The following is a 15,406-nucleotide window of genomic DNA, read 5'->3' as shown; positions in this document are numbered from 1 at the left end:
TTGTTGTTTATCTACCAGAGCCCGGCCGCTGGCCGGGTTCACCCCTGAACGGACTTGTGGTCATTTATGGAAAAGTCGAAGTTGCGCAAAGTCGGTATGGGTTTGGCGTTAGTGGCAGTAGCGGGATTGGCGTTCTACGCGGTGCAGGCACCGGCCGAGGCGCCGCAATACCTGACCGCGCCGGTGGAACGCAGTGACATTGAAAACGCGGTGCTCGCCACCGGGTTGCTCGAAGGCATCAAACAAGTGGACGTTGGCGCGCAGGTGTCCGGGCAATTGAAGTCGCTCAAGGTCAAGGTCGGCGACAAGGTGAAGAAGGGCCAGTGGCTGGCGGAAATCGATCCGCTGGTGTTGCAGAATACGCTGCGTCAAGCCCAGGTCGATGAGGAGAACCTGCAAGCACAAAAACGCGCGACCCAAGCTCAACTCAGGCAGACCAAAGCGATTTACGAGCGCTACAAAAACTTGCAGGACGACGCCTCGATCTCCCGTCAGGATTTTGAAACCGCCGAGTCGAACTATCAGGTGCAGCAGGCCAATCTGATGTCGCTGGACGCGCAGATCAAAAGCGCGCACATCCAGATCGACACTGCCAAGGTCAATCTGGCGTATACGCGCATCGTCGCGCCAATCGATGGCGACGTGGTCGGCGTGGTCACTCAAGAAGGGCAAACGGTGATCGCCAGCCAACTGGCGCCGGTCCTGCTGAAACTGGCGGATCTGGACACCATGACGGTGAAAGCGCAGGTGTCCGAAGCCGACGTGATTCACATCGCCCCGGGGCAAGAGGTGTATTTCACCATTCTCGGCGAGGACAAACGCTACTACGCGAAACTGCGCGGCACGGACCCGGCGCCGCAGAACTTCCTCGAAACGCCACCCGCCGGCACGCCGAAGCAAAGTAGCGCGGTGTTCTACAACGCCTTGTTCGAGGTGCCGAACCCCGACCATCGTTTGCGCATTTCGATGACCGCGCAGGTGCGCATTATCCTCGACACCGCCAAGTCGGTGCTGACCGTACCGGTGGCGGCGCTCGGGCCGCGCAATGCCGATGGCAGTTTTCCGGTACGGGTGCTGGACGCCAAGGGCCACGCGCAGTCGCGCAATGTGCAGACCGGGATCAACAACAACGTCAAAGTGCAGATCAATGGCGGCCTGGCTGAAGGTGATCGCGTGGTGATCGGAGATCCGCTGACCAATGTGGCGGGGGCCTGAGCATGACTGAACCACTGCTACAGCTCACCGGCATCACCCGCAGTTTCACCGCCGGTGACCGCGAGTTTCTGGCGCTGAAGAACATCAACCTGACGATCAATGCCGGGGAAATGGTCGCGATTATCGGCGCCTCGGGTTCTGGCAAATCGACGCTGATGAACATCCTCGGCTGCCTCGACTATGCCACCGCCGGCAGCTACAAAATCAACGGCCAGGAAACCCGCGATCTGGACAATCAGGCCCTGGCCGAGCTGCGCCGCGACTACTTCGGTTTCATCTTCCAGCGTTACCACTTGCTGCCGCATTTGAGTGCGATGCACAACGTCGAGATGCCGGCGATTTACGCCGGTACGCCGCAGCTTCAGCGCCATGCCCGCGCCCGCGAGTTGTTGGCGCGACTGGGCCTGGAGGGCCACCTGACGCATCGGCCGAGCCAGCTCTCCGGCGGCCAGCAGCAGCGGGTGAGTATCGCCCGGGCCTTGATGAATGGCGGCGAAGTAATCCTCGCCGATGAGCCGACCGGCGCCCTCGACACCGCCAGCGGCAAAGAGGTGATGCGCATCCTCCTGGAGCTGCACGCGGCGGGGCACACGGTGATTCTGGTGACCCACGACCCGAAAGTGGCGGCCAACGCCGAGCGCATCATCGAAGTCAGCGACGGCGAAATCCTCAGCGACCGGGCCAACGAACGCGACACCACGCACCTGCTCAGCGAAGAACCGGTGGCACCGAAAGCCACCGCCTCTCGACGTCTTGTTGCCAGTCTCGGGCTGTTCAAAGAGGCGTTCGCTATGGCGTGGGTGGCGTTGATTTCCCATCGCATGCGCACCTTGCTGACCATGCTCGGCATCGTCATCGGCATTACTTCCGTGGTGTCGATTTCGGCGGTTGGGGAGGGCGCTAAGAACTATGTGCTCAAGGACATCGCCGCGATTGGCAGCAATACCATCGATGTCTATCCCGGCAGCAGTTACGGCGACAAACGCGCAGCAGCCATCGAAACCCTGACGCCTGCAGATGTCACCGCGCTGAATCAGCTGTACTACGTCGACAGCGCCACGCCAATGATTGGCCGCAGCCTGTTGCTGCGCTATCGCAATATCGATCTGGATGCGCAGGTCAACGGCGTCAGCGATCAGTACTTCAAAGTGCGCGGGATCAAGATGGCCGCGGGCATTCCGTTCAGCGAGAGCGATGCGCGACGCCAGGCGCAGGTGGTGGTCATCGATCACAACACCCGGCAGCGCCTGTTCGGGCAAGACGTCGATCCGTTGGGCCAAGTGATCCTCATCGGCAACCTGCCGTGCACGGTGATCGGTGTGGCCGCGCAGGATAAAAGCCTGTTCGCCTCGGGCAAGACCCTCAACGTTTGGGTGCCCTACGAAACCGCCGCCGGGCGGGTGTTGGGCCAGCGTTATCTGGACAGCATCAGCGTGCGCATGAAGGACGGCCAGCCGAGCAAAGTGGTGGAAGAGCACGTCACTCAACTGCTGCTGCAACGCCACGGCACCAAGGATTTCTTCACCAACAACCTCGACAGCGTCTTGCAGACCGTGCAGAAAACCAGCCGCTCACTGGCGTTGCTGCTGTCGCTGATTGCGGTGATTTCCCTGGTGGTGGGCGGTATCGGGGTAATGAACATCATGCTGGTGTCGGTGACCGAGCGTACGCGGGAGATCGGTATTCGCATGGCGGTGGGCGCGCGGCAGTCGGACATTCGTCAGCAGTTTCTGGTGGAGGCGGTGATGGTGTGTCTGTTGGGCGGGGCGATCGGGATTTCCCTGTCGTATGCGATCGGGCATCTGTTTTCGGTGTTTATCAAGGAATGGGAGATGGTGTTTTCGCTGGCGTCGGTGCTGACGGCGGTGGTGTGTTCGACGTTGATCGGGATTGTGTTCGGGTTTGTGCCGGCGCGGAATGCTTCGCGGCTTGATCCGATTGAGGCGTTGGCGCGGGATTAAAAGCGAACCCTCACCCTAGCCCTCTCCCAGAGGGAGAGGGGACTGACCGCGGTGTTCTTTCGAGGTTCGCCGACCTGAAATACCACGTCGAACTCAGGTTCTGAAAAGCACAAAGATCGGCTCAAAAGTCGAACTCAGTTTCGAATTCAACCGAGATCGGCTCCCTTTCCCCCTCGCCCCCTTGGGGGGAGAGGGCTGGGGTGAGGGGGGGAATCTCACTGACACAACCAAAAAAGCCAAGCCTTCACTAATCCCGGTGTATCACGCCGCACTCGACGCCAACGCCTCCAGCGGCGAATACATCCAGCGCATCAACGAATGCCGTCCGCTGATGCCCAACTTGATCGCCGCCCGTTTCAGATAGCTCTCAACGGTGTTGACCTTCAGCGCCAACTGCTCGGCCAGTTCCGGCGCCGTGCGCCCGGCGAGCAGGCCGACACACACTTCGGTTTCGCGGTTCGACAGACTCAGCCCCAGTTGCTCCAGACGCTCGTCAAAGCGCAAGCGCAAGGTTTCCAGGCCGCTGCCTTCTGCGGACTCGGGTGGGCTTTGTGGATCAGGGCTGGCCGGTTGCAGGGCGTTGATGTGTTTTTCCACCATCGGCAGCAGCACCGGGGAGATGTCCTGCAACAGGCTGCGCTCCTGCGCGGAAAAGCGCTGCGACTCGCCGTTGCGGTACACCGAAATCACGTAGCGGTAGCCGTCCTTGCGCCGGGTCAGGTGCAGTTGCGAGGCGTCCGCGCTGGTCGCGGCCGGCGGATTCTGTAAGTGGTGGGCCGCCGCACTGTGTTCGGAAAACACCGTTTCGGCGAGCAGGGCCGGCTCTTTCAGCGGCTCCGGCTCACTGCGGCTCGACGCGCGGCCCAGCGGTTCGACACGCATCTGCCGGATGTGCGTGGCGTCTACCGCCAGTTGCGTCAGGATCAGGTCATGCAGCATGCGCGGAAAGTGTCGGCTGCCGGTGCTGGCGATGACCTTGCCGATGTGGGGGAACAAGTGTGAATTCATATGCGTGTCATCCCTGAGAGGCGTTAATTCAAAAACGTCTGCAGCACTGTCGACGATCTCCTTGGTCGACGAAATACCGCAGACTTGGATCCTATCCTAGTACAACGTTTGAGCGACGGTTTAATGAAGGTGTTATTAGCTCATAACCGCGATGTCGGGTTGTTTGCCCTGTGAGCACCAGCGATTACGGCCCTGTTGCTTGGCTTGATACAGGCAGGTATCGGCTGCTTTCAACAGGATCGCCGGGGTTACCGTGTCATCGACCGGGTGCCGTGTGGTAATTCCGGCGCTGGCGGTGACATAGCCCAATGGATGTCCGGCGTGCTCCAGTTGCAGCATACGGATGGCTTGCAGAATGTCTTCGGCAACCTGAATGGCGCCGGCATTGTCGGTGTTGGGCAGCAGCACGGTGAATTCTTCGCCGCCGTAGCGCACCGCGAGGTCACTCGGTCGTTTGACCGCTTGCTGGATCGCCTGCCCGACGGCGCTCAGGCAGTCATCGCCCGCCGCATGGCCATATTGGTCGTTGTAGCGTTTGAAGTGGTCGACATCGAGCATGATCAATGACAGCGCCGAACCCTGCCGCCGCGCCAGACGAATTTCGTCCACCAGCGCATTGTCCAGACGGCGGCGGTTGCCCAGCCCGGTCAGGCTGTCGGTCAGCGCCATGTCACGCATGGTCTGGTGCGCGTAGCGAATTTCCCGCTCCATGGCCATGCGCTGGCGCAACTGGTGCAGCACGACCAGGCCGAAACCGCTGAGCACCAAAATCAGAAACACCAGCACGAAGCCGTTTTTCAGCAAATCCTGCTGCCACGGTTCGATGATCGATTCCCGCGAAAGCCCGGCCTCGACTACCAGCGGATAGGTGGTGAGCGCGCGATAGCCATACAACCGCTCAGTGTCGTCGACCACCGCGCGCACTTGCGCAATGCCGGCGTTGGCGTTGGGCAGGTAGACCTTGAAGATCTCGCTGTTGGCCAGGCTTTTGCCGATCACCGAGGCGATGAACGGCCGGCGCACGAGAATGGTGCCGTCGCGTCTGGCCAGCACCAGTGCGCCTTTGTCATCGATTCTGAAGTCACCGTAATAGTCGACAAAGTAGCTGACCTTGACCGTGCCCAGCAGCACCCCGGCGAACGAGCCGTCGGGATTGTTCAGACGACGGGAGACGGGAATGATCAGGTCATGGGTCGATCGGCTTTCCACCACATCACCGATGCGCACCTGTCGATCATCATGACTGCGGTGATATTGAAAGTAATCGCGATCGGCGTTGTTGGCGGTCTCGGGCGTGACCTCCTTGTCGGTGACGATCCACTGCCCATCAGCGCCGTAAATGAACAAACCATGCAACTGCGGCATGATTTTCGATTGCTGCACCAGCAATTTGTGGATCCGCGGCACGTCGAGGTTCTGCAGACCGTCGCCTTCGACCCGTTCACTCAGCGCTGCGGTCAGCACGTCCATTTGGCGGATGGTGTCTTCGGCATGCTGTGCGGTGGCGCGGGCCAGGTTGGTTACCGAATCGCGCGCGGAGGCGAATGCAGCGCGATAGTCGCGCCAGGTGCGCCAGCTCTCGACCGTCAGAAAGGCCAGTACCACCACCAGCATAAAGCTGACCGTCAGGCGGAATGTCGAGCCGGCGCGCACGGCGTTGCGGGCAGAGGCGGCTCTGCTTGAGTCTTCGGTGTTCGGCTCTGGCGGACGGCGTCCGAGCATGAACCTCTCCTTTTTTCATACGTAATGCATCGCAACAGTATGACAAGGATCGCCAGAAAGTTCGGCGCGGAGCGTGTTTTATTGCCTGATTGTCCTGTTCGAGTTGACGGTGAAACGCCTTTCAGCCGATTTATCCCGTCCCTGTGCGTCAGTAATCTGTACCCAACTTGAACGCAACAACAAATTCAAAAACTCAAAAGGGACGCAGACCATGACCACTCCAACCTACAACCGCCTGAACAAAGACGACGCCATTGTGCTGCTGGTCGATCACCAGACCGGCCTTATTTCCCTGGTGCAGGACTTCTCGCCGAACGAGTTCAAGAACAACGTATTGGCCCTGGCCGATCTGGCCAAGTTCTTCGAACTGCCGACTATCCTCACCACCAGTTTCGAACAAGGCCCGAACGGCCCGCTGGTGCCAGAGCTGAAAGAGATGTTCCCGGACGCGCCGTACATTGCTCGCCCAGGTCAGATAAACGCCTGGGACAACGAAGACTTCGTCAAGGCGATCAAAGCTACCGGCCGCAAGCAGATCATTATTGCCGGTGTAGTGACCGATGTGTGTGTAGCGTTCCCGACCTTGTCGGCGCTGGCGGAGGGGTTTGATGTGTTTGTGGTGACTGACGCCTCCGGCACCTTCAACACCACCGTGCAACAAGCCGCGTGGAGTCGCATGACCCAGGCCGGTGCACAGATGATGAACTGGTTCTCGGTGGCGTGTGAGTTGCACCGCGACTGGCGCAACGACATTGAAGGCTTGGGTAATCTGCTGTCGCAGCGGATCCCGAATTACCGCAACCTGATGAACAGCTACTCGGCGCTGACCGCTCAGCAGAAGTAAGCCTGCGCGACCAAACAAGAGCCTGCCCTGAAAGCAGGCTTTTGTCGTGTCTGTACGTTAAAGCTGAACAGCAGGGTACGTTCAGGATTCTGCAGCGGCCTCGACCATTCCGGTTTCAGCCTGACGCCCAGCGCGCTGGGTTTCTGGCACCCCGATACCGAGCAGGACAACCGCTACTGCTGCAATACCGGCCAGTGTCAGAAACGCCGCGCTGTAACCGGCCTCTTGCACAACCAACCCGGCGAGACCGTTGCTCAACGCGGCGCCGAGTCCGAAGGCAGTCGTCAGTGCGCCGAGGCTGATGTTGAAGTGCCCGGTTCCTTGCGTGAGGTCTTTGACCATGATCGGAAACAAGGCGCCGAACAGGCCTGCGCCAACACCGTCGAGCATCTGCACCGCGACCAGCCAATAAGCATCGTCCGACAGCGTATAGAGCACACCGCGCAACGGCAGGATCAGAAAACCGGCCAGCAGCAGCGGTTTGCGTCCCCACACATCGGCTTTCGCTCCGACCAGTAACGCCGCAGGCACCATGACCAACTGCGCGGCCACGATGCAGGCGGAGGTCAGCGGCGTGGCCATCTGCAAATTGGTTTGCGCGAGTTTTTGGCTTACCAGCGGCAACATCGCCGCATTGGCGAGGTGGAACAGCGCACAGCAAATGGCGAACAGCAACAGCGAGCGGTTGCCCAGCAGCACCGATAAACCGGAAGGCTGACGATGGCCAGCGTCGGCCGGGTCCAGTCCGCGGGCCTGATCATGGTCGATCGCGTCTGGCGACACGCAGGCAATGGCGATGACACTGGCCAGGGCCATGGCCGCCATCAGATAGAACACCGCCACCGGGCCGAACAGATACGCGAATACCCCGGCCAGCAGGGCGGCGCAGGCATTGCCGGCATGATTGAAGGTTTCGTTGCGCCCGGTTCGGCGGGTAAATGCCCGTGGCCCGGTCATGCCCAGGGTAATCGCGCAAATGGCCGGGGCGAATATTGAAGCGGCCATCGCACTCAGGGTTTGCGTCAGCGCCACCCAGGTGAACGACGTCACGAACGGCAGCAGCAGGCAACTGCCGGTCACCAACAGCGCGGCGATCGCAATCAACGCACGTTTGCGCCGGCTGTTGTCGACCCAGGCACCGGCGGGTGTCTGGGTGATCAGCGCGGCGACCCCGGCGATGGTCATGACCAGACCAATACTGGCCGGTTCCCAGTGATGCACCGCCAACAGGTAAATGGCCAGATAGGGCCCGAGACCATCACGCACGTCGGCGAGGAAAAAGTTCAGGCTGTCCAGTGACAGGTTATTGCGGCGATCGAGGTCAGCGGCCACGGCAGTGTCTTCAATAGTTGAGGTTTGCGGATGGATTCAACCTCAGCAAGCCTAATGACCTGCGGCCACGAATATAAGTTGCAGGCCGCCGCCGTGTCGTTGCGAAACAACGCCAAGGGGCTGAAAACGACGTTCCGTCATACGGTTGCTGCACGTTCGACGCGCTACTTGTATCCTTGCGCCGGTCGAGGACATACGACCGCTGTTATTGCCTTGAATCAGTAACGGCCGGAACGGGAAACCGGACTTTCCATTAGGTACTTTCGTGAAGCGTGATACCCACCTCGTCATCCTCTTGCTGCTGGTCATCGGCTGCTCTCTGGCGTCGCTGACCATCTGGAAAGTGCTGTCCTCGCGCGATCGCGCGCTGGAGGAAGTCAACGTGCACGGGTTGAACCTGACCCAGGCACTCGAGACCTATTCCGAGGGCATTGTCCGGCAAAGTTCGCTGCTGCTGCTCGGGCTGGTCGAGCGCCTGGAGACCGAAGGCAGTGGCCCCGCGCAGATCCAGCGCTTGGGTGCGCTGATCAACCGCCAGCAGCCGTTGATGCCACAAATGAGCGGGATCACCATCTATGACCGTCAGGGTCATTGGCTGATGTCGTCCAATCGACCGATCCCGGCGGGGGCCAACAGCAGTGATCGGGCCTACTTCATTCATCATCGCGACGACCCGAGCCGCGAACCCTTTATCGGGCCCCCCATCCGTAGCCGTTCCAATCAGGAGTGGGTGATCACCGTCAGCCGCCGTTTCAATGATGATCACGGTGAGTTTGCCGGGGTCGTGGCCGTGACCTTGGGCGTGGAAAACTTTCTGCGTCTGTTCGGCAAACTCGATATCGGCCAGGACGGCGCCATAGGCTTGTCCTATACCGACGGCACATTGCTGGTTCGCTATCCTTTCCGCGAACAGGACATGGGCCGCAACTTTTCCAAGTCGCCGATCTACGCCAAGTACCTGGTCGATCAATCGGTCGGTACCGCGTCGTATACCTCCAGCCTGGATGGCGTCGAACGCCTCTACGCCTTTCGCAAAAGCGAGAAATTGCCGCTGATTACCACAGTCGCCATCGGCAAGCGTGAAGCGCTCACGGCGTGGCGAACCGAGGCGCTGTTGTCGGCGGTGGTGGTGGCGGGGCTGTTGGGGCTCACCGGTCTGATTGGCTGGTTCTTGATCCTCGATATCCGTCGCCGGACCCAGGTTGAAGGCGAACTGCGCATCGCTCAGCAGCAGTTGCTCGGCTCCAATCGGCAGCTGGAACTGTTGGCCATGAAGGATGCGCTGACCGGGCTGGCAAATCGGCGCTGCTTCGACGAAACCCTGGCCACAGAGGCGCGGCGGGCACAGCGCGACGGCTCGTCGCTGGCCTTGTTGATGATCGATATCGACTATTTCAAACGGTTCAATGACGCGCTTGGGCACGTTGCCGGTGACGCCTGTCTGCAGGCCGTCGGTCACGTGCTGGATGCGTGTGTGCGACGGCCGTCGGATCTGGTGGCGCGCTACGGTGGCGAAGAGTTCGCGGTGATCATGCCCGACACGGACATTGAAGGTGCTGCGGTAGTGGCGCAGCTGATTCTTCAGCGCTTGCAGCAGGAAAACATTGCCCACCCCACCAGTCCCGTGACCCGCGTGAGCCTGAGCATCGGCATCGCCGCTGCGCGTGGTTCACATCTGGACCCGGTGCAGGGGCTGATCGAGTTCGCTGATCAGGCGCTGTATCAAGCGAAGACTGCAGGGCGCAACAGGTTCATGAGGTTCGCTGCGCACCCTTCAATCGAAGTCGATGGTCAGCAGACCACTTACCCGTGACACCAACGTGTCGACGGCAAAGGGTTTGGTCAGCACCTGCATGCCCGGACCGAGCTGACCGTTGCCGATCACCGAGTTTTCCGCGTACCCGGTAATGAACAAGGTCTTGAGCTTCGGTCTGATTTGCCTGCCCGCATCGGCCATCTGCCGGCCGTTCATGCCGCCCGGCAAACCGACATCGGTAATGAGCAGATCGATGTGCGCGCTGGAGCGCAGCACTTCCAATCCTTCAACGCTGTCGCACGCTTCGAGCAAGTCGTAGCCGAGGTCGCTCAACACGTCCTTGAGCAGCATGCGGACGGTGGGTTCGTCGTCGACAATCAGGATGGTCTCACCGGCCTTGGCATGAGGCGTTGCCGAGCTTTGCGCGTCATCGTGATTGCGCTGCGTTTCGCCGAGATAGCGCGGCAGGTAAACGCACATGGTGGTGCCTTGACCCACAGTCGATTGCACCCGCACCTGCCCGCCGGATTGCTTGGTGAAACCGTAGATCATCGACAGCCCGAGCCCGGTGCCCTGGCCCAACGGTTTGGTGGTGAAAAACGGGTCGAAGGCCTTGGCGATCACTTCAGCGCTCATACCGGTACCGGTGTCGGCGACCGACAAGCACAGGTATTGCCCTTCGGGCATTTCCCGTACGCGCGCTGATTCAGCATCCAGGGTTCGATTGGCGGTCTCGACGGTGATGCTGCCGCCATCGGGCATCGCATCGCGGGCGTTGATGCACAGGTTGAGCAGGGCGTTTTCCAGTTGGCTGGCATCGACCAGCGCCGGCCACAGATCGGCGGCGACGACCGTCTTCAGGCGAATGCTCGGGCCGACGGTGCGCTGGATCAGTTCGGTCATGCCAGCAATCAGCGCGTTGACCTCAGTTGGCCGTGGATCGAGGGTCTGCCGGCGGGAGAAGGCCAGCAGGCGATGGGTCAGGGCGGTGGCGCGTTTGGCCGCGTCCTGAGCGATCAGCATGTATTTGTCGATGTCGTTCAGACGGCCTTGGCCGATGCGTTTTTCCATCAGTTCAAGGGAGGCGCAAATGCCTGCCAGCAGGTTGTTGAAGTCATGGGCCAGACCGCCGGTGAGTTGCCCGACCGCTTCCATTTTCTGCGATTGGCGCAGCTTCTCTTCGGCCTGCATCAGGTCTGCGGTGCGCGCCGAGACCCGTTGTTCCAGTGTGTCGTTGAGGGCTTTCAATGCGGCGGTGACCCGGTCGCGCTCGGCTTCGACGTTGCGCCGGTCTTCGACATCGATGAGCACGCCGGGAAAGCGTACAGGTGTGCCGTCTTCAGCACATTCGACGCGGCCGTTCGCTTCAATCCAGGTGTATTGGCCATCTGCGCCGCGCACTCGGTATTGGTGCGAATAGGCACCTCCACGGGCAATGACTTCGTTGATCGCGGCTGTGAGTCCTTCCCTGTCATCCGGGTGAACGGTCATCACCACTTGCTCCAGGCTCAGACCGTCGAGGCCCCAGGCCGGGTCGAGGTCGAACACCCGCGCGAAGGCTTCATCGACGCTGAAGCGATCGCTGGGCAAGTGCCAGTGCCAGGTGCCGATAATGGCGCCGGCGGCCAGAGCGAGCTGGACGCGTTCGACGTTTTCCCGGGCGACGGCCTCGCTGATGCGCAAGCGTTCTTGCGCGTCGCGGCGCTCGGTGACATCGCTGAAGAAGATCGCAATCTGCCGATCGGCCGGGTCGCCGACACGCACGGCGCGCACATCGAACCAGCGTTCGAAGGTATTGGCGTAGTTCTCGAAGTTTGCCGGCTCGCCGGTCTTGGCCACATGACCGTAGGTTTCGAACCAGAATTTCTCCAGGTTGGGCGCAAACTCGGTGACCCATTTGCCACGCAGATTGACCCCGGCCTGACGTTCGAACGCCGGGTTGGCCTCGACGAAGTAATAGTCGATGGGGTGGTCGTCGGCGTCGAATTTGACTTTGACGATGGCGAACGCCGCCTCGATGGTCTCCAGAATGGTGCTGAAGCGCTCTTCGCTCTGGCGCAGTGCGGTTTCGGCACTGCGTGAACGGGTCAGGTCGAGCATCGCACCGATCATGCGTTCGGCTTTGCCGTCGGCATTGCGGATCAGATGTCCGCGATCCAGGACTTCGGCGTATGAGCCATCGTGGCAGAGGAAGCGGTACTCAGCGCTCCAGGTCGTGCCAGAGCCGTCAATGGCCGAGCGAATCGAGGTTGTCACGCGCGAGCGATCCTGTGTGTGAATCTGCGCAAACCGCCAGTCACACGTCGGTTCTATGGCCGTTGATGCGTAGCCATACGCCTGTTGCAGCGAGTCGTTCCAGATGACCTGGTTGGTTTGCAGATCCCAGTCCCAAACGGCGTCGCAGGTCGCCTTGACGGCCAGACGCAGGCGCGTGACTTCGGACTCAAGCTCCTCGCGAGTAAGCTGTTTCAGGATGTTCACCCTTCATGCGTTGATGGTTGGCTTGCGTTCAATGGGTGTGTTTCAAGCCCTCTGCTTCACAAGCTTTGTGAGCCATTGACCCGGGGCCTCATGGTTAAGTTGCACGGGGATCAAGGCTCGCGCGCTTTCATAGCGATTCGCCGCGATCCAGTCTGTCGAGCAGCCCTTGCCCGCGGTGCCACAAAGCCTGCTGTTTTTCCGGCGGCATGCGATCGAGGTTTTTGTACATCATGCCCATGCGCTGATTGCCGCGCAGAAGGTCACCGTGGCGCATCAGAAAATGCCAGTACAAGGCATTGAACGGGCAAGCGTTGTCGGCCGTGGTTTCGCGCACCGAGTAAGCACAGTCGCGACAGTAGTCGGACATCCGGTTGATGTACTGGCCGCTGGCGCAATAAGGCTTGGAACCGAGGTAACCGCCATCGGCGTGCATGACCATGCCGAGGGTGTTGGGCAGCTCGACCCAATCGAAAGCGTCCATGTAAATGGCCAGATACCACTCACAGATCTGGCTTGGCGCGATGCCGGCGAGCAGGGCGAAATTGCCGGTGACCATCAGGCGCTGAATGTGATGGGCGTAGGCGTGTTTCAGGCTTTGGCCGATGGCCTGGCGCATGCAGTTCATTTTTGTATCGCCGGTCCAGTAAAACTCTGGCAGGCGCCGCGTGTTACCGAAGGCATTGCCCTCGGCGTATTCCGGCATGTGCAGCCAATAAACGCCCCGCACATATTCGCGCCAGCCGATCAGTTGGCGGATGAAGCCTTCGGCGGCATTCAGGGCAATGTTGCCTGACCAATAGGCCGACTCCACGTCACTGCAGAGTTGACGCAGATCGAGCAAGCCAATGTTCAGCGCCGCGCTGATGCGCGCATGGAACAGATACGGTTCGTCGCTGGCCATCGCGTCCTGATAATCGCCGAACCCGGCCAGACCGTAATCGAGAAACCAGGCCCACAGGGCCTGGGCATCGGCGTGGGTCACCGGATAGTTGAAGTCATCCAGACTGCCGTAGTGACTGGCGAAGCGATCCTTGACCAGTGCGAGGACTTCAAGGGTGATTGCATCGTTGGTAAAACCAGCCGGGTAGGGCGCCTTTACCGTTTTCGGCAAGGGTTTGCGGTTGTCGGCATCAAAGTTCCAGGCGCCGCCGACCGGCGTGCCATCGCCGTTGAGCAGCAGACGACTTTTGCGGCGCATCTCGCGGTAGAAGAACTCCATGCGCAGCTGCTTTTTGCCAGCGGCCCACGTACGAAACTCATCGCGGCTGCAGAGGAAACGGTTGTCGGCATGCCAATGGATCGGCAAGCCACATTCCTTGAGCGATTGCTCCAGACGCCAGTCGCCGCATTCAGTCATGTGCAATTCGTTGGCCTGCAGCAGCGCCTGCCAGCGCTTTAATTCGCCGGGCACCGAGCCGCTGTTCTGCGGGTCGTCGAGGGTCACGTACTGCACCTGGAAGCCCTGGTTCTCCAGCGCCTGAGCGAAGTGACGCATGGCGCTGAAGATTAAAGCGATCTTCTGCGGATGATGGGCAACGTGGCTCGCTTCCTCCATGACCTCGACCAGCAGCACACGATCCTGTTCGCGATCCAGGCCTGCCAATGAAGCCAGATCAAACGATAACTGGTCACCCAGAACGAGGCACAGCCGATGGGTTTTGTTCATTTCACGGATTCAGCGTAATGAGCAGCAGGCTGCCGAGTGGACGTTTAAACATCAAGTCCAGATAGTTGTACAGATTATAGTAGTTGTATAGGTTTTTGTGCGGTGAATATTCACATCCCCCTGTGGGAGCGAGCCTGCTCGCGAAGGCGTCGTCCCATTCAACATTTTGGGTGACTGACACGCCGCTTTCGCGAGCAGGCTCGCTCCCACAAGGGTTTGCACTCCGACTCGGATAAACGCTCCCGATATTTCGGAAGCGTTTATTTTGTCTTGAATGGCTTAGCCGGGAAAAACGGGGTAGTCGGTGTAGCCCTCGGCGGTGCCGCCATACACCGTCGCCGGGTTCAACGCATTCAACGGCCAGTCATTGGCAATGCGCGCCGGCAGATCGGGATTGGCCATGAACGGGCGACCGAAAGCGACGAAGTCGGCCAATCCGGATTCAAGCAGTTGCGCACCGGATTCTGCGGTGTAACGCCCGGCATAAATGATCGCGCCGCTGAAGGTGTCACGTACTGCCTGACGAAACGTGAGGGGCATCGCCGGGGCGTTGTCCCAGTCGGCTTCGGCAATCGACAGATAGGCGATGCCCACGTCCTGCAGCACTTTGATCGCTTCAATGTAAGTGCTGTGCGGATCCTCTTCGACCATGCCCAGGTAAGTGCGCGCTTCATCGGTGGTGGTAAACAGCGGCGCGAACCGTACGCCGACTTTTTCCTTGCCGATGCACTCGGCGACGCCGGCGACTACTTCCTTGAGAAAGCGCAGGCGGTTGTGCAGCGAACCACCGTACTGATCGTCGCGCAAATTACTGTGGGCGGAGATGAACTGGTTCACCAGATAACCGTTGGCGCAATGCAATTCGATGCCGTCGAAACCGGCGTCCATGGCGTTGCGTGCGGCCTGGATGTACAGCTGAACCAGTTCCTGCACTTCATCGGTACTGAGCGCCCGAGGTGCCGACGGCGGCACCAGTTCACCGGCACCGGGCGCGGTTTCGATAAACACGCTGACCCGATCTGTAGCCACGGCGGAGGCCGAAACCGGCGCTGCGCCGTCGGGTTGCAGCGCGGTGTGGGAGACACGGCCGACGTGCCACAACTGGGCGAAAATTACCCCGTCCACGGCATGCACCGCCTCGGTGACTTTGCGCCATCCGGCGATTTGCTCAGGCGTATGAATGCCCGGCGTCCACGCATAACCCTGGCCACGGGGTTCGATCTGCGTGCCTTCGGTGACCAGCAAACCCGCGCCGGCGCGCTGTTGGTAATACTCGGCCATCAGCTCATTGGCGACGTTGCCCGGTTGGGTGCTGCGCTGGCGGGTGAGGGGCGGCAGGACGATGCGGTTTTTCAGGGTGTGATGGCCGAGAGTGGCGGGGGTGAAGAAACGGCTGTTGTTCATGTGTGACCTTTTTGCGA

General features: G+C 60.4%; 10 protein-coding genes. 4 read left to right on the top strand and 6 right to left on the bottom strand.

Annotated features, from left to right (window positions below; translation table 11 throughout):
- Positions 1-66 precede the first annotated feature (66 nt).
- The gene (gene macA / locus PspS49_RS17320; RefSeq protein ID WP_160040705.1) at positions 67-1,215 is read left to right on the top strand and encodes a macrolide transporter subunit MacA; all 1,149 of its coding nucleotides are present in this window, start codon (positions 67-69) and stop codon (positions 1,213-1,215) included.
- 2 nt (positions 1,216-1,217) lie between these two features.
- Positions 1,218-3,176: a MacB family efflux pump subunit gene (locus PspS49_RS17315; protein ID WP_160040703.1), complete on the top strand. Its 1,959-nt coding sequence runs from the start codon at positions 1,218-1,220 to the stop codon at positions 3,174-3,176.
- 261 nt (positions 3,177-3,437) lie between these two features.
- Here PspS49_RS17315 and PspS49_RS17310 read toward each other — a convergent pair whose 3' ends face one another.
- Positions 3,438-4,184 (bottom strand): helix-turn-helix transcriptional regulator, encoded by a 747-nt coding sequence (locus PspS49_RS17310; protein WP_150750917.1) that lies wholly within the window; start codon positions 4,182-4,184, stop codon positions 3,438-3,440.
- Positions 4,185-4,319: 135 nt separating this feature from the next.
- A complete protein-coding gene (locus PspS49_RS17305) occupies positions 4,320-5,906 on the bottom strand; it encodes a sensor domain-containing diguanylate cyclase (protein ID WP_160040701.1) in 1,587 nt (528 codons plus the stop codon).
- Between the two features lie 211 nt (positions 5,907-6,117).
- On the opposite strand from PspS49_RS17305, the gene ycaC reads away from it, so the two are divergent.
- Entirely contained in the window at positions 6,118-6,750 is a 633-nt protein-coding gene (gene ycaC / locus PspS49_RS17300) for an isochorismate family cysteine hydrolase YcaC (protein WP_007916011.1), read from the top strand.
- Positions 6,751-6,831: 81 nt separating this feature from the next.
- Here ycaC and PspS49_RS17295 read toward each other — a convergent pair whose 3' ends face one another.
- Positions 6,832-8,082, bottom strand: coding sequence for an MFS transporter (locus tag PspS49_RS17295; protein ID WP_160040699.1), 1,251 nt, complete (start codon positions 8,080-8,082; stop codon positions 6,832-6,834).
- A 265-nt stretch (positions 8,083-8,347) separates the two neighbouring features.
- On the opposite strand from PspS49_RS17295, the gene PspS49_RS17290 reads away from it, so the two are divergent.
- Positions 8,348-9,895, top strand: coding sequence for a sensor domain-containing diguanylate cyclase (locus PspS49_RS17290; protein WP_160040697.1), 1,548 nt, complete (start codon positions 8,348-8,350; stop codon positions 9,893-9,895).
- Here the strand turns inward: PspS49_RS17290 and PspS49_RS17285 are convergent.
- From PspS49_RS17285 to PspS49_RS17275, 3 genes are all read right to left on the bottom strand, one after another.
- The gene (locus PspS49_RS17285) at positions 9,857-12,319 is read right to left on the bottom strand and encodes a PAS domain-containing protein (protein ID WP_160040695.1); all 2,463 of its coding nucleotides are present in this window, start codon (positions 12,317-12,319) and stop codon (positions 9,857-9,859) included. The genes PspS49_RS17290 and PspS49_RS17285 overlap by 39 nt on opposite strands.
- 127 nt (positions 12,320-12,446) lie before the next feature.
- Positions 12,447-13,985: a cryptochrome/photolyase family protein gene (locus PspS49_RS17280; protein WP_160040693.1), complete on the bottom strand. Its 1,539-nt coding sequence runs from the start codon at positions 13,983-13,985 to the stop codon at positions 12,447-12,449.
- A gap of 279 nt (positions 13,986-14,264) precedes the next feature.
- Positions 14,265-15,389: an alkene reductase gene (locus tag PspS49_RS17275; RefSeq protein WP_160040691.1), complete on the bottom strand. Its 1,125-nt coding sequence runs from the start codon at positions 15,387-15,389 to the stop codon at positions 14,265-14,267.
- Between the last annotated feature and the right edge of the window lie 17 nt (positions 15,390-15,406).

This window comes from Pseudomonas sp. S49 (assembly GCF_009866785.1).
Lineage (GTDB): Bacteria > Pseudomonadota > Gammaproteobacteria > Pseudomonadales > Pseudomonadaceae > Aquipseudomonas.
The sequence above is the reverse complement of the archived record's forward strand: the minus strand, read 5'-3'. Positions and strand labels throughout refer to the sequence as shown.